We start from the raw sequence: 18,614 nt of genomic DNA on the forward strand, positions 1-18,614 counted from the left end.
GCGAGTTCGGTTACCTCCCCGGTTCGTCCAGGACGTCGACGAGCCGATCCGGTGTCTCGTCGAGGCGCCGAAACTCGACAGAGCCGCGCTCGGCCCACAGCTCCCGGAGGTGATCGGCCGCGAGCGGCCAGACGTCATCGAACAGCGGGCCGACGACGATCGTCCGGGTCATCGTCGGTCACCCTCGTCCTCGAAGAGGAACGTTATAGTGTCGAGCATGTCCGCGGGCATGCGCTCGGGGAACGACGAGTAGGCCGGCACCTCTACGGTGATCCAGCCGTCATAGCCGATCGTGTCGAGGGTGTTAAGCGTGCGCTCCCAGTTCACGTCACCCTGGGGCGGGTAGGTGACCCGGTGGGCGTCCGTGAGCCAGTCTTTGACGTGGATCTTCGCGATGCGGCCATCGAGTGTATGCAGCCACCGGCTCGGTAGTCCCGAACGGAGCGCGTTCCCGACGTCGAAGTACGCCCCGACCGGGCCGGCGTCCTCGACGTCGTCGAGAAACGCCGCGAACTCGTCGGGAGAGGGCAGGAAGTTGTTCTGTACGTTCTCGATTGCTACGCCGACGCCACAGTCAGCTGCGTAGCTGGCGAGCTTGCGAACCGACTGGACGGCGCGCTCGTAGTCGGCGTCGTAGGTCATGCCGTCTTCGATCACGGCAGGGACTATCAGTACGTCTTCGGCGTCAGCGCCGCCGCGGCGTCGATCATGTCGCGGCTGATCTCAAGACCGATCTCACGCAGTTTCTCGTCAGCGCTCGAGAGTGGGTACTCCCAGTGGCTGATCGTCGAGATAGCGGGCACCTCCAGGCCGTGGGTTTCGACCACCTCAGCTACTTTTCGGCGTCCCGCCTCGGTCGTCAGGGGGCCGTCGCGCTCGACGTTCGGTTCGATGCCGTCGTAGCCCGTCGCGGAGAGAATCGAGCAGGTTTCCTCGAACTCGTCGGACGGGAAGCCGGCCTGGTTGAGTCCGTAGCGCATTTCAGTTCCTCCTCCGACCAGCCCTCGGGCTGATCGAGTACGATCCGGGTCGCCTCGATGTCTTCGAGGGTCGCACCACGGCCGCCGATACCGTACTCCCGACCGTCGGCTTCGAGTACGATCGTCGCCTGGCCGGCGAGCTGTGTCAGTGTCAGGGAGCCGTCGTCGTTCGGTGGGGCTGCCGAGATGATCTCGGTGATCTCCCCGAGAGGTTGACATCCTCGCCCGTCTGGAGGTCGAACCCGTTAACGGTGGCTGGGATCGCTGTCTCGTCGTTGACGATCGGCGCAATGTCCTGGACACACTCGCGGACGTTGACATACTCCAGTTTCGTGCCCTCCGCGACTGAGTCGTAGACGTGTGGCCAGGTCCCCCAGAGTGCGCCCTGGAAGTACCAGTGGAACACGTACGTCAGGGTAAGATCGTCGATGATAATGCCGTACTGATCGGTCGGGTGGGACTGCGAGGAGAAGAACGTGTGTGAACGGTCGATCAGTGCGGTGAACGGTGCCGGGAGCGTTCGGTGGCGGACCTCGGTGGCAACGTCCGCGAACTCCATCTCGTCGACGGCGTGGGGATCCTCCAGCCCCGTCGCCACGCAGAGCTTGACGAACACGCCGCGGTCGATGGCGTCTTCGAGCGCCGGTCGGACCGCCTCGAACTGCGACGGCGAGACTGCGATCTGGATCCGGCTTGTCGCGTCCTCGGCCGCGGCTCTGAACTGCTCGACGACGGAGTCGAATCGCTTGACGATCGAAATCTTGTGGCCGCTGATCTCGGGGCGCTCCCAGCGATCCTCGATCGCCTCCGCAGTCGTCGCGAGCTTGTTCGCGCGCTGCTGGAGGTCCGACATCACCTCCGAGGGATCGCGCGGCCGTGCCGACAGCGTCGAATCCTGCTCGAACGTCTCGACGTAGTCGTCGCGTTCGAGGTCCTCGATGACATCGTAGATCCGGGATTTCGGGATGCCCGTCTGCTCGGCGATCTTGACGGCGGGCGCTGTACCCCGCTCCAGCACTGCGAGGTACGCGTCGGCCTCGTACTGGGAAAGCCCGGCTTCCCGTAACCCGTCGCGGAGCTCGTCCTCGTCCATTATCGCACCTCTTGGTAGCAAAGGGACTTAGATGCCGTGCCGGTCGCGGTCGGAGGAGCTGGGCAATCAGTATTCACTGTAGTAACCAACTAGTAGCAAATGTATATATGTTTGCGTTAGATAGCCGCCCTTTGAGCAGCATCTTGGCGTTCACCTCCGTCACACCGTCATGGGGTACACGCACGATTAGCCGCCGACGTGGGATCTGCAGCGCGGAGCAACCGGGCGACGCTATTGCAGTGGGCGGGTCCCAGCGGATGGACGATGCTGGCGCTTGATACCGGGGAGTTTCGGACCGTTCTGCTGTGCTATTCGGCCGGTTTCGATCGTAAGTGAATTGAGTAGTTACTCTAGTGAATACAGTGGCCCAAAGATTTAAGTGGTTGTTCCATACATTTGATGATGGATAACCATGACAGATCCGAAGACCGGACGCGAACGGCGAACGGTGCTGAAAGGGATCGGCGCAGCGATGCTCGCCGGTGGACTAGCGGGCTGCATAGGTGGGGGCGGAGACGATAACGAAGACACCGAGACGACGTACTGGACGACGCAGGTCGAGCAGGATCGCCAGGAGGTGATCGAGGGCCTGATCGAGAGCTTCGAGTCCGAGAGCGACGGAACGATCGACCTGGTCCCCGTCGAGGAGGGGGACCTGCCGACCCAGATCTCTTCGGCGACCGCATCGGGGACGCTACCCGCGTTCGGCGAGTGGGGGCTCGACCCCATGCAGAACCTCGGGAGCGAGGACCTGCTATCGACGGAGTCGGCGGAATCAGTCGTCGATAGCATCGGGCGCGACGACTTCGCCGAGGGCGCGCTATCGCTCGCGACCTCAAGCGACGGGAACCTGCTGGCCGTGCCGGCACACGGCTGGGTGCAGGGGTTCTGGTACCGCCAGAGCGCATTCGACGATGCGGGGCTGGACGCGCCGACCACCTGGGACGCCATACTCGACGCCGCGGAGACGCTACATGACCCGGACAACGATGAGTACGGCATCGTCGTCGGCTCCGACGAGACGCCGTTTGCGCGGCAGTGTTTCACCCCTTACGCTCGCTCAAACGGCGCGCGAGTGTTCAACAGCGACGGGGAAATCGTGTTCGACAGCGACGCGATGGTGGAGGCGCTCGAGTTCTACGGCTCGCTGGCGGAGTTCAGTCCGCCCGGTGCCAACACGTTTGAGACGGCTAACAACACGTACCTCAACGAGCAGTGTCACATGATCATGTACTCGTCGTACATCATGGGCGACGTTTCGAGCAACACCGATGGGATGGCGGACGACACGGCGTTCGCACCGTACATCGAGCGCGATCGGCGCAGCTCGTTTGGCCAGCTCGTCCTGTTCAACATCCTCGATACGGCCTCGGACGCCAATCGCGAGACCGCCGAAGCGTACGTCGAGCACGTGCTCAGCGGCGACCAGTATGTCGACTTCCTGCACATGGCTCCCGGCGGAATGAACCCCGTGCTCACGTCGACGGCCGAGAGCGAGGCCTACCGCGACAACGAGACGCTCCAGGAGTGGGGCCAGGAGACACTGAGTAACATCTCCGGGGCGTTCGACAACATCGAGCGGTTCGGCTACGTCGACGGCCAGATGATCCCCGCGTTCGGCGACATCACGAGTCGCAGCCTCATCGCGCAGGCGGTCAGGCGCGTCTCCGAGGGCGAGGATGCCCAGACGGTCGCGGACGATGTCGCCAGCGAGATGCGCGACGTCATCAACTGACTCCCCGTAGCTATTCTGAACTATGATCTCACTAACCCGTAGCGGCGATCGAACGATCGAGGAGAAGGAGGCGTTGCTGGGGTACGCGCTGATCGCACCGGCGTTACTGTTGATCGCTGCTGTGATCCTCTATCCGGTGCTGTACAACGTCTACCTGAGTTTCACCATCGTACCGCTGCGGCCGGACGAGGCGCCACAGTGGATCGGACTGCAGCACTATTACGATCTGTTCGGCAGCAGCGCGTTCTGGTCGGCGCTCCGGACGACGATCATGTTTACGTTCTTCAGCACGACCCTGGCAACGCTCGGCGGCCTCGGGGCCGCGTTGCTGTTCAATCGCTCGTTCCGGGGTCGTCGGTACCTCCGTGGAATGGTGCTGTTGCCCTACGTCGCGCCGCTGATCTCGGTTGCCTTCGTCTGGCGGTTCATGCTCGACCCGCTATACGGCGTCCTCCCGTTCCTGGGCAGCGACGTGTTAGGGCTGTATGCCGGCCAAATAGACATTCTGAGCAACGGCGACACCGCGATCTGGGCGGTGATCCTCATTGACGCCTGGCGATACTTCCCGTTCGCGTTCTTGATGCTGATCGCGCGCGTGCAGGCGATTCCCGGCGACATGTACGAGGCAGCGAAGATCGACGGCGCCTCAAAGTTCGCGCAGTTCAAGGACATCACGCTCTCGGAGCTGAAGTACATCCTGGCGACGGTGTTCTTGCTGCGGTGGATCTGGAACTTCAACAAGTTCGCGGATATCTGGCTACTAACCCGTCGCGTCGAGACGCTACCGATCTACGCGTACCAGGTGGCGTTCGCAAACTACGATCACGGACAGGCGGCCGCGATCTCGATGGTGCTATTCGTAGCGCTCATCGTGTTCGTCCTCGCGTACGTCGCCTGGGCGCTGGACTGGTGATACGATGAGTACGAAACAATCCACTTACCGACACGTCGTCGACTCGTTCAAGACTGCGCTCGGGCTCAGCGAGAGCACGCTCGAGACGTCACTCGCCGAACGCGTCGTGTTCTACGTCGCGCTCGGGCTGACGCTACTGATCACGCTGTTCCCGTTCTACTACATGGCGCTGGCGAGTCTGCTACCCGAGTCCAGCCTGTACACGCTGCCGCCGACGCTAATCCCACAGAATCTGACGCTCGAACACTACCGGACCGTGTTCGGGCCGGAGACGTTCCCGTTCCTGACGTACTTCAAGAACAGCTTCGTCATCGCGACGACTACCGCGGGAGCGTCGGTGCTCGTCGCCACGTTCGGCGCGTACAGCTTCGCCCGACTCGACTACCGGGGGCGCGGGATCATGTCCCGTGGCGTCCTGATGGTGTATATGTTCTCGGGCATTCTGCTGGTCGTGCCGATGTTCCAGGTGATCGTCTGGCTCGGCTTCGTCGACTCGCTGGCCAGCCTGTTCATCACGTACCTGGTTCAGACGCTGCCTGTCTCCTTGTACATGCTGGGCAACTACTTCCGGTCGATCCCGGAGGAGATCGAGGAGGCGGCGATCATGGACGGCTACTCGCGGCTAGAAGTGATCTTCAAGATCACGCTGCCACTATCGGCACCCGCGATCGTGGCCGTGTTCTTCTTCACGTTCATGATCGCGTGGAACGAGTACCTGTTCGCCAGCATCTTCCTCCAGTCCCAGAGCGTGTTCACGCTGCCGATCGGCATCGAGGCGCTGTCCTCGAGCTTCCGGCAGGTCTGGGGCCAAATCATGGCGGCGTCGCTGCTGACGAGCATCCCGCTGATCGTGATGTTCACCTACCTGGAGAAGTTCATGGTTGAGGGCCTGACCTTCGGGGCGGTGGAGGGATAACATGGCGACTGAACGCACCCCTACCGCCGCCGACGCCGCGGACGCCGCCTCACTTAGCTCTGACGAGAACTCGGAGGTCCGACTCCGGGGCATCACGAAGCGGTTCGACGACCTCGTCGCAGTCAAGGACCTCGACCTGACGGTCCGGGACGGCGAGTTGCTCGTCCTGCTGGGCCCCTCAGGCTGTGGCAAGTCGACGACGCTGCGGATGATCGCTGGACTGGAAGTACCCTCCGAGGGCAGCATCGAGATCGGCCGCGAAGAGGTCACCGAACGGCTGCCCCAGAAGCGGGACCTCTCGATGGTGTTCCAGAGCTACGCGCTGTACCCCCACAAGACCGTTCGGGGGAACCTCGCCTTCCCGCTCGCGAAGATGGACGTCAGCGAGGAGGAGGCCGACGAACAGATCCGCCGGACCGCAGAACTGCTGGAGATCGACGACCTACTGGACAACAAGCCGGGCCAGCTCAGCGGCGGCCAGCGCCAGCGCGTCGCACTGGGACGAACCATCGTTCGCGAGCCGAAAGCGTTCCTGATGGACGAGCCCCTGTCGAATCTCGACGCCAAGCTCCGGGTCCAGACCCGCTCGGAACTACGCAGCCTCCAGCAGCGCCTCGGCACGACCACCGTCTACGTCACCCACGACCAGGAGGAGGCGATGAGCCTGGCCGACCGGATCGCCGTGATGAACAACGGCGAACTCCAGCAGATCGGGACGCCGAAGGAGGTCTACGAGAACCCGGTCAACGAGTTCGTCGCCGGGTTCCTCGGAGAGCCGTCGATGAACTTCCTCGATCCCGACCGTCTCGAGCGGGGCGACGCCGACGGCTCCGTGACCGGGCTCGACGACCCGTTCTCGGGCACGGCGACCGTCGGCATCCGACCGGAGGACGTGACAATCGCCGAGGAGGGCGGCCAGCAGGCCAGCGCCGGTCGGGCGTACGAGCTCGACGGCGAGGTGCTCGTCGTGGAGCCGCTGGGCAACGCCTACGAGATCGAGGTCGACTGCGGCGGCGATTGGGTCACCGCACGACTGCGCGACCGGCCCGGCGCCGTCAGTTCCGGGTCGACCGTGACGCTCCAACTGCCGGACGACGCAGTCCACCAGTTCGGCGCCGACGGCGAGGTGATCAGATGATCCCGGACGGCTGCGCCCTGGCGGTCCGCGACGGCGCCGTCTGCGTCGTTGGGGAGTACGGAGACGTCCGGTCCGATCGCGCTGAAACTGGCGTGTACGCCAACGACACGCAGTACCTCGGCGAGTTTGAGGTGGCAGTAACCGACCACGACGAGCCCGAGAACGGCTGGGACCGGCTCGACCGGCGGGCCGGTCCGGACGGCGTAACGACCGTGCTGATCGGCGCCGCGCCGGGCGAAGGTCGAGGCGATGCCCGCAAGTTCCTGGTAAAGAAGAATGTCGCCATCGACGGCGACGTGATGACCGTCGAGACGACACTCCGGAACTACACGCCGAAGAAGCGCGTGGTCGACGTCGAACTGACCGCTGCTTCCGACTTCCGGCACGTCTTCGAGTCTCCGGGCTTTTTACGCCGCGCGACCCGGTCCATCGCGACCTGAGCGCGACGGACTGGAAGGGCGGCAGCCGACTGCCGGTACGTCGCCGGACGGGACGACCCGAAGCGCAACAGTCCAACTGGCAGGAACGAGCGACAGCACGGCCGAGACGGCAGCCGACGCCGTCCGCACGACGGTCAGCCGGACGCTCAGGATAGCGCCGGGAGAGGAGGCGTCGGTCGTCGCAATGGCACGGTTCGGGCCGACGCGCGGCCGGGTCGACCTGTCCTTCGATCCGTCGGTATCGATGACGTCATACCCTGGACTGTTCGACGCCGCGGCCGACACCCTGCAGGCGCTCTTGCTGCCCGAGGGTGTCCCTGCTGCGGGTGCGCCACGATTCGTCGCGCCGTTCGGGCGGGACGCACTGCTGGTCGGCTTCCAGACGCTGCCGTTCGCCCCGGAACTGACCCGGAGGGTGCTGACCTACTTCGCCGGGCGGCAGGCCTCGACGACCGATCCCGAGACGCTCGCCGAACCGGGCAAGATCCCCCACGAGGGGCGACGGGGCGATCTGCCGGCGCTCGGCCGGTCGATCCGATCGCCGTACTACGGGACGGTCGACGCGACGCCGTTGTTCGCGGCGCTCGTCGCCGCCTACGCTGAGTGGGCCGGCGAGGACGCGATCACCGACGAACTGTACGACGCTGCCCTCGGGGCCGTCGAGTGGACGGTCACGACCGGCGACGAAGACGGATTCGTGTGGTACGAACCACACGACCACAAGCACGGGCTCACCCACCAGGGGTGGAAAGACAGCGACAGGGCAATCGCACGGCCTGACGGCACCCCAGCGACGCCGCCCATCGCGCTCGCGGAAGTACAGGGGTACGCCTACCGCTCGTTCCGCGGCGTCTCCGACCTCGCGGCGGCCCGTGGTGACGACCGGCTTGCGGAGCGGCTGACCGAGCACGCAGAGCGCCTCCGCGAGGCGTTCGATCGGGAGTTCTGGCTGCCTGACGAGAAATGTTACGCGCTCGCGCTCGACGCCGATGGCGCGGTCGACGCCGTCGCCTCGAACCAGGGCCACGCGCTCTGGAGCGGGATCGTCCAACCGGAGCGTGCTGACGACGCGATCGGGAGGCTGTTGGCGCCGGATATGCTAACCGACGCTGGACTCAGAACGTACTCTGCGTCCCACGACGCGTTCGACCCGCTGTCCTACCATCGCGGCAGCGTTTGGCCGCACGATACCAGCATCGCCGCGATGGGCTGTGCGCGCTATGATCGCGCCGACGCCGCCGCGGCACTGGTTGGGCGGGGACTGAACGCACTGGAGACCGGCGCGACCGCCGATCCCGGCCACTGGGGGTTCCCCGAGTTGCTGGTTGGCCTCGACGACGTCGACGTGGACGCGGGCCGGGCCCGCCACCCCGATTCCTGCGAGCCGGCTGCCTGGAGCGCCGGGAGCGCCTTCGGCTTCGCCCAGGCCGCGCTCGGCCTCGGTATCGAGTCGGGGATGCCGACCGTCGAGCCTGTCACTGGCTTCGGCTCCGGGCAAGGGCTCGGAACGACGGAGGTGACGCTCCACTGCCACGGGCGGCGCTACGACGTTCGTCACAGCGGCGATTCGACGGTCGTGACGCCGACAGGGAGGGCGGCGGGCAGGGAAGCGCCCGACGGCGACCACGATCACCCGGAGGTGACTACCGATGGCTGAACTCACGCTACACGACATCACGAAAATCTACGACGACGCCGAAGGAACCGAGACCGCCGTCGACGAAGTGTCCGTGACCGTCAAGGACGGCGAGTTTCTCGTCCTTGTCGGGCCCTCGGGCTGCGGCAAGTCGACGACGCTGCGGATGATCGCCGGCCTGGAGACGGTGACAGAGGGGACGATCGAGATCGCCGACCGAGAAGTGCAACACCTCGCGCCAAGCGAGCGGAACGTGGCGATGGTGTTCCAGAGCTACGCGCTGTACAAGCGCATGACCGCCCGCCAGAACATGGGCTACGGGCTCAAGCATTCGACCGACATGTCGGCCGACGAGCGCGAACGACAAGTGCACGAGAGCGCGGAGATGCTGGGCATCGAGGAGTTACTCGACGACAAGCCCGAGGCGATGAGCGGCGGGCAGAAACAGCGCGTTGCACTGGGCCGGGCGATCGTCCGCGACCCGGACGTGTTCCTGCTTGACGAGCCGCTATCGAATCTCGACGCCAAACTCCGGTCACACATGCGCACGGAGCTCCAGCGCATCCAGTCGGACCTCGACGTCACCGCGGTGTACGTCACGCACGACCAGACCGAGGCGATGACGATGGCCGACCGGATCGCGATCATGAACGACGGCGTCGTCCAGCAGGTCGACCCGCCGGAAGTCGCCTACGATCACCCGAACAACGAGTTCGTCGGCGCGTTCCTCGGCAGTCCGGCGATGAACGTCTTTGACGCCGTCGCCCGCGAGGATGAGGATGGGTACGCCATCGATGTCGGAGGCACTACGCTCGGCAAGGTTCCCCGCGAGGCCCTCGAGGACGACATCGGTGGCGAGTCGGTCCGATTCGGCGTCCGGCCCGAAGATCTCCACCTCGACGAACTGCCCGAGGAAGCGACCGACGGCTCTCGGTTCCCCGCGACAGTCACGGTCACCGAGTATCAGGGGAACGACAACTTCGTCTATCTCGACGTCGGTGACCGGTCGCTGACGGCGCGCGTGCCGCCGGGCATCTACCCCGACCCGGACGACGAGGTGACGGCCCGAATCGCCGCCGAAGACGTCTATCTATTCGATCCGGAGACGACGGCTTCGATCAAGACGCGCGGTGTCAGCGGTGAGCGCACCGACACGCAACCTATCACTCGCGGCTAATCCCCCGCTTTCCCTACCTATGAAACACTCGCAGCAGCCGACGACGGACAGTATCGTTTCCCAGCATGTCGACGCGCCGATCGACGACCCGGCATTCCATCTCGACGTGCTGGACGAGCTGAGTTACGACGCCGACGTTGACGGCGCGGTGCCCCTGGCTGCGATCCCGACAACCGGTACCCCTACGTCTACCCGCGCGACGTCGCCTCGATCACGCGCGCCTGGCTGACGGCGCTTCGCCACGGCGTCAGGCCGGACGCCTGCCGTAACCGTATTGTCGAGGCGGCCCGCTTTCTGATCGCCGTCGAGGACGACGGCCGGTGGTACCAGCGGTACGGGCTCGACGGCACCGACCAGTCGATCTACCGCCAGGAGGACAACGTCGCCCACGGGATCAGGATCATCTCGCACGTGGTGCTTGCACTTGACGCGTCCGACGACCTCGAATCGGCGGACGAGGCGTTCCTGTCGGACGCAGTCGAGTGTATCGACGCCGCAGTGGGGGTCGCCCGCTCGGAACTGTACGACGCCAACGCCCACCTGATCGAGAGCACGACGAGCATCCACGAGGGAGCCATCGAGTCCGGCTACACGCTGTGGGTGAACTGCGCGTTCCTCGCCGCCGTACAGCAGGCGGCCGACGCGCTCGACCGGATCGAAGCCGCCGGGCGAGCGGGGGATGTCGCCCGAACCGAGAATAGGGCTGGAGGCGTTGATACGGGCGCCCTCGACGACATCGCCGAGCGGGTCGACGAGCTTCGATCCCTGCTGGAACCGGGCATCGAGCGCTGCTTCGCCGTCGACGGGACCCCCGTGCCGCGCCGGTACACCCCCGACGGCGAGCGCGACGAACGCCCGGATATTACGCTGCTCGCACCTGCCTACTTCGGGCTCGAAGAGGTGTTCGGCGAGCACATCGAGCGGGCGGGCGAGCGGGCGGTAGCGAGCCTTCAGGACCCGCGACTTGGCGGGCTTCAGCGGTTCCGCGGTTTCCACCGCGATCACGACGTCCACCAGCACGGCGGCAACGGACCGTGGATGCAGTACACGGCCTGGCATGCGCAGTTCCGCTACGACCGTGGCGAGCGCGAGCAGGGCGACGAGGTGCTCTTGACGATCACCGGCCACGCCGACGCGGCGGGTCACATTCCAGAACACCTCTCGACGCGCGAGCGCTTCGAGCAGTTCGTCGAACAGGAGTGGGATACGGGCATGGACTTCGAGAAGGAGTTCGACAACGACGTGCTCCGGGACGTTCCGTTCGACCGCATCGCGGAAGAACTGGGCCACATGCGCACGGCGTACAACGAGATGGCAGCCGCCCTCGAGAAGCGAGACGTCATCTCCTTCGCTGCGCCGCTGCGTGGTGTCACGCCGAGTTCCTGACGGCACTGCTCAAGCGCGAGGCGCAGTCCTGATCCGCACACCTGACGTATGAACGCACACAGGATTTCCATCGAGAATCGATCGGCGCTGGCGTCCAGCGACGCTGCAGACGTCGCGCTGGACTGTCTCACCGCCGGGATCGAGGCGGCTCATCCTCGGACCGTCGTCAGCGATACGCTGTCGCTCGACGAGGCCGTACTGGCAGTGAGGAGCGTCGACGGCGCTACCGCGACATACGAGCTCGACACCTACGAGCGGGTTCTCGTGCTCGGCGGGGGAAACGCCGCTGGGCACTTTGCCGCAGCGCTCGAAGCGCTGCTGGGCGAACGCATCGACGGCGGTGCCGTGGTGACGGACGATCCCGTCGAGACCGAACACGTCGAGGTGCTTCCGGGCGATCATCCCGTGCCAAGCAAGCGCGGCGTCGAGAGCGCCGCCCGTGTCCTCGATCTGGCTGACTGCGTCGGATCGGACGACCTCGTGATCGGCTGCATCACGGGCGGAGGCAGCGCACTGCTTCCCGCACCTGCGGGCGAGCTATCACTTGCTGACCTCCGGACAACGACGGATGCCCTGCTGGCCAGCGGAGCGCCGATCGAGGAGATCAACGCCGTCCGGAAACACCTCTCGGCGATCAAGGGTGGACGGCTTGCCCGCGCTGTGGCACCGGCGACCGTCGTCGGACTGGCGATCAGCGACGTCGTCGGCGACGATCCCGCAGTGATCGCCAGCGGGCCGCTCTCACCGGATTCGACGACGTTCCGGGACACGCTCGACGTGCTCGACCGCCGTGACGTCGATGTCCCGGACCCGGTTCGCGAGCACCTCCGTGCGGGCGCAGGCGGTGATTTTCCCGAAACGCCAACGGCGGACGACACGTCGTTCGATCGCGCTGCGGTGCACGTCGTGGCGAGTGCACACACTGCGTTGGATACCGCCCGCGAGGTTGCGACCGAGCACGACTACGAGACGATGGTCCTCTCCGCTCGCGTTCGAGGAGAGGCCCGCGAGGCCGCGAAGACCCACGCCGCCGTTGCTGAGGAGATCGCTACAATGGGCGACCCGATCGAGACGCCCGCGATCGTCCTCTCGGGGGCGAGACGACCGTCACGCTCGGCGACGACTACGGACAGGGGGCCGAATCAGGAGTTCGTCCTGAGCGGAGCGGTCGAACTCGGTGTCCCAGCAGTCGTCGCCGCGGTCGACACAGACGGGATCGACGGTGCGACCGATGCCGCCGGCGCCATAGCGGACGCCGACACTGTCGACGATACGGCGGCCAGAGACGCACTCAGCCGGAACGATGCCTATCCGGTACTCGAGAACGCCACCGCCTTGCTCAGAACGGGAGCGACCGGAACGAACGTCAACGATCTACGGGTACTCGTGGTCGAAGAAAGACAGTAGATAGCGGAGTGGCGTCGGCATTTTGATAATCGGATTGGGATCCCGTCTTTCCGTTCGGCGAGGTCGACGTCCAACCCCTCCTCGATCGTGCCGGGGTTGTGGTCTCAAAGTTCCGTCCCGCGGCAATTAATTGGTCCCGTATTTCGCCATTCGCCATCCGCGCACACCTCCTTTTGATCTCAGTGAATTGGTCGGAGCCGACCAATATGATCCAGTCGTCGAACTGCGGGCGGAGTTGGTCGCCAATTCGTCGGACGCTGTCCGTCGATTCGACGAGTGGCTGGAACGTGTTTCTGTCCCCTTCGAACCGCTGGTCTTCGAGATCACTGACGACTGACTGGACGGCCCGGTGGGCAGCAGTTTTGTCTTTGTCGACATTCACCAGTAGGTCGATGTCGCCGGATTCGACGCGGGTGGTGAACTCGTCTGGGTCGGGGAAGCAGAACTCCCGAGCAATAACACCCACGCACCGGTCAACGATTACGAGAAGCTGCGGTCGGTAGACGCAGACGCAATCTGGGCGTTCAACAACCGAGAGACGGCCGTCGAAGTGCTGGACCGACTGGCCGACGCGGACCGGCTCGAAGAGAGCGTCAGCGGACGGGACGCCCGGTCGTTCTCGACGATCCAAGACGCTGTGGCGGACTTCGATGCAGCGGGGATGACCACCGTTCGAGGGTTCAAGAATCTCGATCGGGAGGTCAACCAATGACGTGGCGACAAGCGACTTGCGAGGAGATATACGCGTACTACGCCGAGGAGTTCCCCCGCTACATCGACAACCTCCCCGGATTCATTACGTCGACCGGCCCGAAACAGTACGCCGTCGCCTTTCGAGAGCCGCACCCGGTTCGCAAAGACGCCGTCCCTGACAAGGACTTCATCCGCCGGGATACGTGGCAGACGGATGCATCCGGGGAACGGATGATCCCCGAATTCGGCGACTTCGAGGACGTTGTGGAGTTCATTCGGCACCCGGCTCGCAGCGACCCCCTCGGCCGAAGCAAGTTCGCGCTCGCTGACCCGGAGGTACTGGAGCAACCGGATCCACGGCCCGACGCCGTCTACTACGCACTGGATCACTGGGAGCGGCCGTGGGTTCTCCTGATCGATATCGACGCGAAAGAGATCGCCAGGGACCGAGCAGCGGACATGGTCTCGGAGGACCTCGGCAACCGGGACGACGATGCGCTCCTCGACGCCGCAGGGATCCTCGACGCCGCTCCCGAGGGGTATCCGTATGCCTTCGAGGATGTCGACCGCGCCATCGAGTACGGGTTCGAGGTGCGCGACATCTTTGCGGACGACTTCGACGCCGAGGAGACGATGGTCGTATACAGCGGGCAAGGTGTCCATGTCTACCTTCTAGATACCGACTCCGCACATCGGTACGACGAACAGAGTCGCGAAGTGTTGAACGACCTCCTCCTCGAGACCTACGAGATTCCCATCGACCCCGTCGTGACGGCCGACCGCCGGCGTGTCGCCCGCCTGCCTTACTCGCTTCACGCCGACGTCTGCAGCATCGTCCAACCCATCGAGAGCCCGGAGTTCGACGTCCGGTCGGCGACGCCCAAGGTGATCGACGAATGAGTCCCAGTACGCCTACCGAGGACGAGGACATGGCGTATCGAGTTGCGGCACTCCCGCTGGAGAACGGTGATACCCGTATCAACCAACTGTTTACGCGTGGCTACAACCGATACGTCGTCGACGGTGAGGATCAACCCGAGGACCTTGTGAACGATATCGAGCGGTTCGGGACGGCCGCGTTCAAAGAGCAGGTTCGCGCCGACGCCGCCGAGGAACCGTTCGTCGACGAACCAGGGACCCTCGCCGTGCTCGCCACGTTAAGCGCGACCTGTGTTAAGAAGCATCCGAAGTTCGAGCACGCATCGGCCCGGAACATCCAGGTGCTCTACGATATCCGGGAGCTGTACGTCAACAACCTCGCCTCACTCATCCGCGCCCACGGCGATGGGTCGCTCCAGCAGGACATCGCCGACGTCCTGTACAGCAAAGAGCCCGGCGAGGATGGCCCGCATCCGGGACGGGTCTGTACGGGCATCGCAGAGATGCCGGAGTTCGGGGATGGTCTGTACCTCGAAATCCCGATGGCGGCGGCGTCACGGAACTGTCTCGTTCGGGAGGGCGAGGCATCGACGGGGATTGACGACGGCGAGGAGATACTGACGCGAGTGAAAGACAACCACCTGTACGTCCCGGTCGGTGATTTCGACAGACAGTATCGTGACTACGCTGAGCGGGCGTTCAAGAAGCTCTTGCGGGTGCAGGAGGACGGCCTCTCTGACGACCAGCTAACGTGGTTGACCACGAACGAGTCCGCGATTACGGAGCGGATCGACCGCTTCCTTGAGACGGGCCATCACGAACGGATCTGGCGGAACTGGGATCGTGGCGAACGAACGATCCGCGTGCTCAGACGAGCCCTGAGTGAGGCCCCCGACGACGTCGCGCAAACGGGAGAGTTCCACACCGCGAAAGAACTCTACCGGGCGGTCGACGCGTACGATACCGATGACGACTGGGAATCCTCCGTAACGGACTGGATCTCGAGTCCGAGCAGTCTCGCGAAGACGCTGGCCGACCACGAATCCCACTCGGCCGTCACGATCGACCGCGACGGGCGCGTCAACACGTACCGGATCGGGCGAGCCGGGGCCGGCGCAGAACAGATCGAGGGGCGGGAGATCGAGGACCTCTTCGAACTTCCCTGTATGGCCAATATGGAGGAGCGGTTGCACGAGAAGAAGCCGGTGCGGAAGGACCTCTACAACTTCGCGCGAATGGTGATGTGGCTCCCGCAGTATCAGGACCGCAGCCTCGACGAGATCGTCGCGGACCTCAAGAACGTCTTCTCCCGGTGGCCGTGGTACGACGAGCAGGAGACCGAGTACCAGGTTCGCTACGAGTTCTCGAACACGATCGACGGCGACACGCCGTTGCCGATGAACTGCGACAACGACGATCTGCAGCGCTACTGTATCGGCCAAGACCAGTGCCCTTACTCGATCTGGGGCAGTCTCCCGTTCCCGGATGAGATGTACGAGCAAGTTGACGAGGAATCAGCTGGATCTGCTGAGCAGTTCTTAACCACAGATTTCCTGCTCTGTTGAAACTATCAGTCACTGAAAATTTGTTGTAGCCATGCTGAATACAGGGTGCATATCGCGCATCCACGAGTGGTTATAAATGCGCGGTGTTTACGAACAGTAATCTTTTTTATACCGCTCCAGAAAGTTACACTGTCTTTTCCCGGTCGTAGCTGTAGCACTGTGCTACGTACGACCGGTCGCCAGCCGACACCTGGCACCAACCTATGAAGACAACAGTTGAAAAGAAATTGGAGAAGCACTTCGCCTCGCATAGAATCGTTCGCCAGCTGCACGATGTCCCACCTCACGAGGTGTACGAGGTATCTGTTGACGGACGCCGGGCGGTCTACAAGGGTGATACCGGGCTGACAGGGAGCGCCGGTATCGAAGGAGGTGTCACCGCATTCGTCGGCCAGCAAACGTCCGTTCCAGTCCCCGAGATTCTGCTGACAGAGGATGACTACTACGTTGCCGCATGGCATCCCGATGCGCCGACACCCGACGAGGGTCAGCCTACAGACGAGGGGTGGGCATATGCTACCGGACGAGGGCTGGCGACGTTACATACCGAGACGGCCAACGTGATCGAACGATATGGCCAGTTCCGGTCCCAGAACGGCAGCGTTACGATCTCCGGATACGACGAATGGGATGCTGCCGCTCTTGATTACGTCCGTTCCCATCGCCCAGTCCTTGCTCGACATGGCCACGTTGATATCGCAGATGCTGTGATCGACTTTTTGAGTGAGCATCCGGATACCTTCGAGAACACAGGCGAGCCAGTCTGTTGTCACGGCTGGGCAACGCCGGAACATGTCGCAGTGGTCAATGATCGTGTGGCGTGCATGGTTGATTCTGAACACGCTATCGCGGCGCCGGGTGAGTTTGATTATTGGCGAACGTGTATGCCGACATTTGATTCCAGGTCCGAGAACACGGAACGTGCCTTTCGAAGGGGCTACGAATCTATCCGCTCGCTTCCGAGAGGCTTTGACGACCGAAAACCAATCTATGTCATGTTGAATCTGATCTACTATTTCGAGTCCCTCTACGTACAGGACCAGCACGGACCGGGAGAAACAGCTGAACGCGCCGAGAGGCTTCAAGACAGCGTAACCGAAATGTTGGAGAAACTGTCTTAGCGGTACTCGAGAGAACAAAATATGACTTGCTGAATTCAGGCTCTATATCGGTCATGCAGTACCTGACAGCATATCGGCAGATCGATGTGGGCATACAAGATAGAACGCGCGAATCCTGTACTCCAGATCGTGCTAAAATAGTCAGTAAGCATACCCGCTTTGTTTTCAGTCTCGCTTCAATTCATCCATGCACTCGGCGCAAACTTTCAGGTCACCCTCCCCGGCAAAGTCTTCTTTGCCGTGATCGATTGAGTCGACTAGTTCCTTCGTGATAGCATCTGGCGAGATACTTTGAAGATCATCCACATCACGTCCGCATCGAGCACATTTGACCATGTGATTAAGTAACAATATCACAGCTTATTATCGTTGGCTACGACCCCTACGGTTAACGCTGTACCCTATCGTTACGGATGTGCGGAATTCATCCTCTACATTCGGCACGTTAGGTCTGCCAGACTTTTATTATTTCATCGGAGCCAGACTTCCCTCAGAATTTTGAGGATTGGGTTGTAGACCAGAATCAGATCCTTCTGAATCCCCGTCTGGCAATTTTCAGCGGCTAACACGACCGGAATCGTGGGAATCGGGGATGTTTCACACTCAGAAGTACTGAGCAGGGGGTCCTCGGGGTGCCCCGAACATGTGGAGCAGCGAACCGAAGAAATCCAGATACGCCCGATATCACCATTATTACCCCGCCGTCGAGCAATTTTTGGAATCCTAGAATTATCCCCGAACTCGTCGAGGTGTTTTCTACTGCTTCAAATCGGCCCGACGGGGCTTTTCTACGATCTGCAGGCGTGATACCGCCTTGCATATCGCGGATTTCGTCCAAAGGAAGAGGCGATATGCAATGTGCGAAGGCCGCTGGCTCTCTCGGGCCGAGGGGCCGCCCCAGACGTGTGGATTCCGAGATGTATCAGATTTAGTGGATAGATTGAGCGAGTGGCTCCCGGTGGTGTTTATCGCCCCCACCAGGGGTGGAGGGGAACATCACGTGCCCTCCGAGAGACGATGGCTTTAGAACGTACGACCCAGACACAGACGACGCATCGAGAGTCAACCAATCCTGATGATGAGGGCCCGTGGTCGGACCTCGAGCTTACGGTTCCGAACGACCGTGATCGTGTGTCGATCGTCGCGCTCGTTGAGTGTGCTCTCGTCGAACTCACGCATGAGGACGTAGGGGCAGTACTCGTCGAGCAGCAGGTGGGACGCACGAAGCGCACCCAGTACGTGACCATCGACGACGTCGGCAAGCGCTTTCGGAAGCGGTACTTCGACGACCGGCTGGGCTGGCATGAGACCACCGTCCCCCGGCAGACTACACGAGATGAGCTCGTCGCGTGGCTCACTCGATCGCCGTCGAGTGTAGCCGGATCAAGCGGCGACAGTGAGACGATCAAACCGGATATCTTCACGGTAAAGCCGACGCACGTCCTGTAGGGGCGTCATCACAGGTTTAACCAACACTACTGGTTGGGAGGCGCATTTTGTTGGTTAAACACGTTGGAAATAGAGGCTCTGTTGAC

18 protein-coding genes and 2 pseudogenes are annotated in these 18,614 nt (G+C 63.0%); 14 read left to right on the forward strand and 6 right to left on the reverse strand.

What is annotated here, in order from left to right; translation table 11 throughout:
* Window positions 1–10: 10 nt before the first annotated feature.
* The 5 genes and pseudogenes from ACFQH2_RS18630 to ACFQH2_RS18650 all read right to left on the reverse strand — a co-directional run bounded on the left by ACFQH2_RS18630 (window position 11) and on the right by ACFQH2_RS18650 (window position 2,073).
* A complete protein-coding gene (locus ACFQH2_RS18630) occupies window positions 11–172 on the reverse strand; it encodes a hypothetical protein (RefSeq protein ID WP_377077104.1) in 162 nt (53 codons plus the stop codon).
* Window positions 169–657: a sugar phosphate isomerase/epimerase family protein gene (locus ACFQH2_RS18635; protein ID WP_377077105.1), complete on the reverse strand. Its 489-nt coding sequence runs from the start codon at window positions 655–657 to the stop codon at window positions 169–171. Before ACFQH2_RS18635 ends, ACFQH2_RS18630 begins: the two co-directional genes overlap by 4 nt.
* A gap of 11 nt (window positions 658–668) precedes the next feature.
* A complete protein-coding gene (locus tag ACFQH2_RS18640; protein WP_377077106.1) occupies window positions 669–980 on the reverse strand; it encodes a sugar phosphate isomerase/epimerase family protein in 312 nt (103 codons plus the stop codon).
* Between the two features lie 44 nt (window positions 981–1,024).
* A pseudogene (locus ACFQH2_RS18645) lies at window positions 1,025–1,180 on the reverse strand (TrmB family transcriptional regulator sugar-binding domain-containing protein); the annotation flags it as partial.
* Entirely contained in the window at window positions 1,132–2,073 is a 942-nt protein-coding gene (locus ACFQH2_RS18650; protein ID WP_377077107.1) for a TrmB family transcriptional regulator, read from the reverse strand. The gene ACFQH2_RS18650 and the pseudogene ACFQH2_RS18645, both read right to left, overlap by 49 nt.
* A 412-nt stretch (window positions 2,074–2,485) precedes the next feature.
* Here ACFQH2_RS18650 and ACFQH2_RS18655 point away from each other — a divergent pair, with 412 nt between their 5' ends.
* The 7 genes from ACFQH2_RS18655 (at window position 2,486) to ACFQH2_RS18685 (ending at window position 10,028) form a co-directional block, all read left to right on the forward strand.
* Window positions 2,486–3,808, forward strand: a complete 1,323-nt coding sequence (locus tag ACFQH2_RS18655; protein ID WP_377050763.1) for an ABC transporter substrate-binding protein — start codon at window positions 2,486–2,488, stop codon at window positions 3,806–3,808.
* A 22-nt stretch (window positions 3,809–3,830) separates the two neighbouring features.
* Window positions 3,831–4,721, forward strand: coding sequence for a carbohydrate ABC transporter permease (locus ACFQH2_RS18660; RefSeq protein WP_377050765.1), 891 nt, complete (start codon window positions 3,831–3,833; stop codon window positions 4,719–4,721).
* Between the two features lie 4 nt (window positions 4,722–4,725).
* The gene (locus ACFQH2_RS18665; RefSeq protein WP_377050767.1) at window positions 4,726–5,637 is read left to right on the forward strand and encodes a carbohydrate ABC transporter permease; all 912 of its coding nucleotides are present in this window, start codon (window positions 4,726–4,728) and stop codon (window positions 5,635–5,637) included.
* 1 nt (window position 5,638) lies between these two features.
* The gene (locus tag ACFQH2_RS18670; RefSeq protein ID WP_377050769.1) at window positions 5,639–6,775 is read left to right on the forward strand and encodes an ABC transporter ATP-binding protein; all 1,137 of its coding nucleotides are present in this window, start codon (window positions 5,639–5,641) and stop codon (window positions 6,773–6,775) included.
* Window positions 6,772–7,215, forward strand: a complete 444-nt coding sequence (locus ACFQH2_RS18675; RefSeq protein ID WP_377077108.1) for a glycogen debranching N-terminal domain-containing protein — start codon at window positions 6,772–6,774, stop codon at window positions 7,213–7,215. Before ACFQH2_RS18670 ends, ACFQH2_RS18675 begins: the two co-directional genes overlap by 4 nt.
* A 184-nt stretch (window positions 7,216–7,399) precedes the next feature.
* Window positions 7,400–8,872 (forward strand): amylo-alpha-1,6-glucosidase, encoded by a 1,473-nt coding sequence (locus ACFQH2_RS18680; RefSeq protein ID WP_377077109.1) that lies wholly within the window; start codon window positions 7,400–7,402, stop codon window positions 8,870–8,872.
* The gene (locus tag ACFQH2_RS18685; protein WP_377050773.1) at window positions 8,865–10,028 is read left to right on the forward strand and encodes an ABC transporter ATP-binding protein; all 1,164 of its coding nucleotides are present in this window, start codon (window positions 8,865–8,867) and stop codon (window positions 10,026–10,028) included. Before ACFQH2_RS18680 ends, ACFQH2_RS18685 begins: the two co-directional genes overlap by 8 nt.
* A gap of 123 nt (window positions 10,029–10,151) precedes the next feature.
* Here the strand turns inward: ACFQH2_RS18685 and ACFQH2_RS18690 are convergent, their stop codons facing one another.
* The gene (locus ACFQH2_RS18690) at window positions 10,152–10,439 is read right to left on the reverse strand and encodes a hypothetical protein (RefSeq protein WP_377077110.1); all 288 of its coding nucleotides are present in this window, start codon (window positions 10,437–10,439) and stop codon (window positions 10,152–10,154) included.
* Between ACFQH2_RS18690 and ACFQH2_RS18695 the strand changes: the two genes are divergently transcribed.
* The 7 genes and pseudogenes from ACFQH2_RS18695 to ACFQH2_RS18725 all read left to right on the forward strand — a co-directional run bounded on the left by ACFQH2_RS18695 (window position 10,440) and on the right by ACFQH2_RS18725 (window position 18,528).
* Entirely contained in the window at window positions 10,440–11,414 is a 975-nt protein-coding gene (locus ACFQH2_RS18695) for a hypothetical protein (protein WP_377077111.1), read from the forward strand.
* Window positions 11,415–11,462: 48 nt separating this feature from the next.
* Complete coding sequence (locus tag ACFQH2_RS18700; RefSeq protein WP_377077112.1) at window positions 11,463–12,821, forward strand: glycerate kinase type-2 family protein; 1,359 nt, start codon at window positions 11,463–11,465, stop codon at window positions 12,819–12,821.
* Window positions 12,822–13,212: 391 nt separating this feature from the next.
* Window positions 13,213–13,533 (forward strand): annotated as a pseudogene (locus ACFQH2_RS18705) (hypothetical protein); the annotation flags it as partial.
* Entirely contained in the window at window positions 13,530–14,414 is an 885-nt protein-coding gene (locus ACFQH2_RS18710) for a DNA primase (protein WP_377050779.1), read from the forward strand. The pseudogene ACFQH2_RS18705 and the gene ACFQH2_RS18710, both read left to right, overlap by 4 nt.
* Window positions 14,411–15,958, forward strand: a complete 1,548-nt coding sequence (locus ACFQH2_RS18715) for a primase-associated protein (RefSeq protein WP_377050781.1) — start codon at window positions 14,411–14,413, stop codon at window positions 15,956–15,958. The genes ACFQH2_RS18710 and ACFQH2_RS18715 overlap by 4 nt, the downstream gene beginning before the upstream one ends.
* Before the next feature lie 203 nt (window positions 15,959–16,161).
* Complete coding sequence (locus ACFQH2_RS18720) at window positions 16,162–17,079, forward strand: phosphotransferase family protein (protein WP_377077113.1); 918 nt, start codon at window positions 16,162–16,164, stop codon at window positions 17,077–17,079.
* Between the two features lie 1,017 nt (window positions 17,080–18,096).
* Complete coding sequence (locus ACFQH2_RS18725; RefSeq protein ID WP_377050785.1) at window positions 18,097–18,528, forward strand: hypothetical protein; 432 nt, start codon at window positions 18,097–18,099, stop codon at window positions 18,526–18,528.
* Window positions 18,529–18,614 lie beyond the last annotated feature (86 nt).

The sequence above is a fragment of the Natronoarchaeum sp. GCM10025703 genome (assembly GCF_042661985.1).
GTDB lineage: Archaea > Halobacteriota > Halobacteria > Halobacteriales > Natronoarchaeaceae > Natranaeroarchaeum.

Coding starts and splice junctions, on each gene's coding strand:
- ACFQH2_RS18720 (WP_377077113.1), top strand. CDS start 16,162: ATGAAGACAACAGTTGAAAAGAAATTGGAGAAGCACTTCGCCTCGCAT.
- ACFQH2_RS18660 (WP_377050765.1), top strand. CDS start 3,831: ATGATCTCACTAACCCGTAGCGGCGATCGAACGATCGAGGAGAAGGAG.
- ACFQH2_RS18650 (WP_377077107.1), bottom strand. CDS start 2,073: ATGGACGAGGACGAGCTCCGCGACGGGTTACGGGAAGCCGGGCTTTCC.
- ACFQH2_RS18670 (WP_377050769.1), top strand. CDS start 5,639: ATGGCGACTGAACGCACCCCTACCGCCGCCGACGCCGCGGACGCCGCC.
- ACFQH2_RS18630 (WP_377077104.1), bottom strand. CDS start 172: ATGACCCGGACGATCGTCGTCGGCCCGCTGTTCGATGACGTCTGGCCG.
- ACFQH2_RS18655 (WP_377050763.1), top strand. CDS start 2,486: ATGACAGATCCGAAGACCGGACGCGAACGGCGAACGGTGCTGAAAGGG.
- ACFQH2_RS18675 (WP_377077108.1), top strand. CDS start 6,772: ATGATCCCGGACGGCTGCGCCCTGGCGGTCCGCGACGGCGCCGTCTGC.
- ACFQH2_RS18680 (WP_377077109.1), top strand. CDS start 7,400: ATGGCACGGTTCGGGCCGACGCGCGGCCGGGTCGACCTGTCCTTCGAT.
- ACFQH2_RS18715 (WP_377050781.1), top strand. CDS start 14,411: ATGAGTCCCAGTACGCCTACCGAGGACGAGGACATGGCGTATCGAGTT.
- ACFQH2_RS18640 (WP_377077106.1), bottom strand. CDS start 980: ATGCGCTACGGACTCAACCAGGCCGGCTTCCCGTCCGACGAGTTCGAG.
- ACFQH2_RS18725 (WP_377050785.1), top strand. CDS start 18,097: ATGGCTTTAGAACGTACGACCCAGACACAGACGACGCATCGAGAGTCA.
- ACFQH2_RS18700 (WP_377077112.1), top strand. CDS start 11,463: ATGAACGCACACAGGATTTCCATCGAGAATCGATCGGCGCTGGCGTCC.
- ACFQH2_RS18665 (WP_377050767.1), top strand. CDS start 4,726: ATGAGTACGAAACAATCCACTTACCGACACGTCGTCGACTCGTTCAAG.
- ACFQH2_RS18710 (WP_377050779.1), top strand. CDS start 13,530: ATGACGTGGCGACAAGCGACTTGCGAGGAGATATACGCGTACTACGCC.
- ACFQH2_RS18685 (WP_377050773.1), top strand. CDS start 8,865: ATGGCTGAACTCACGCTACACGACATCACGAAAATCTACGACGACGCC.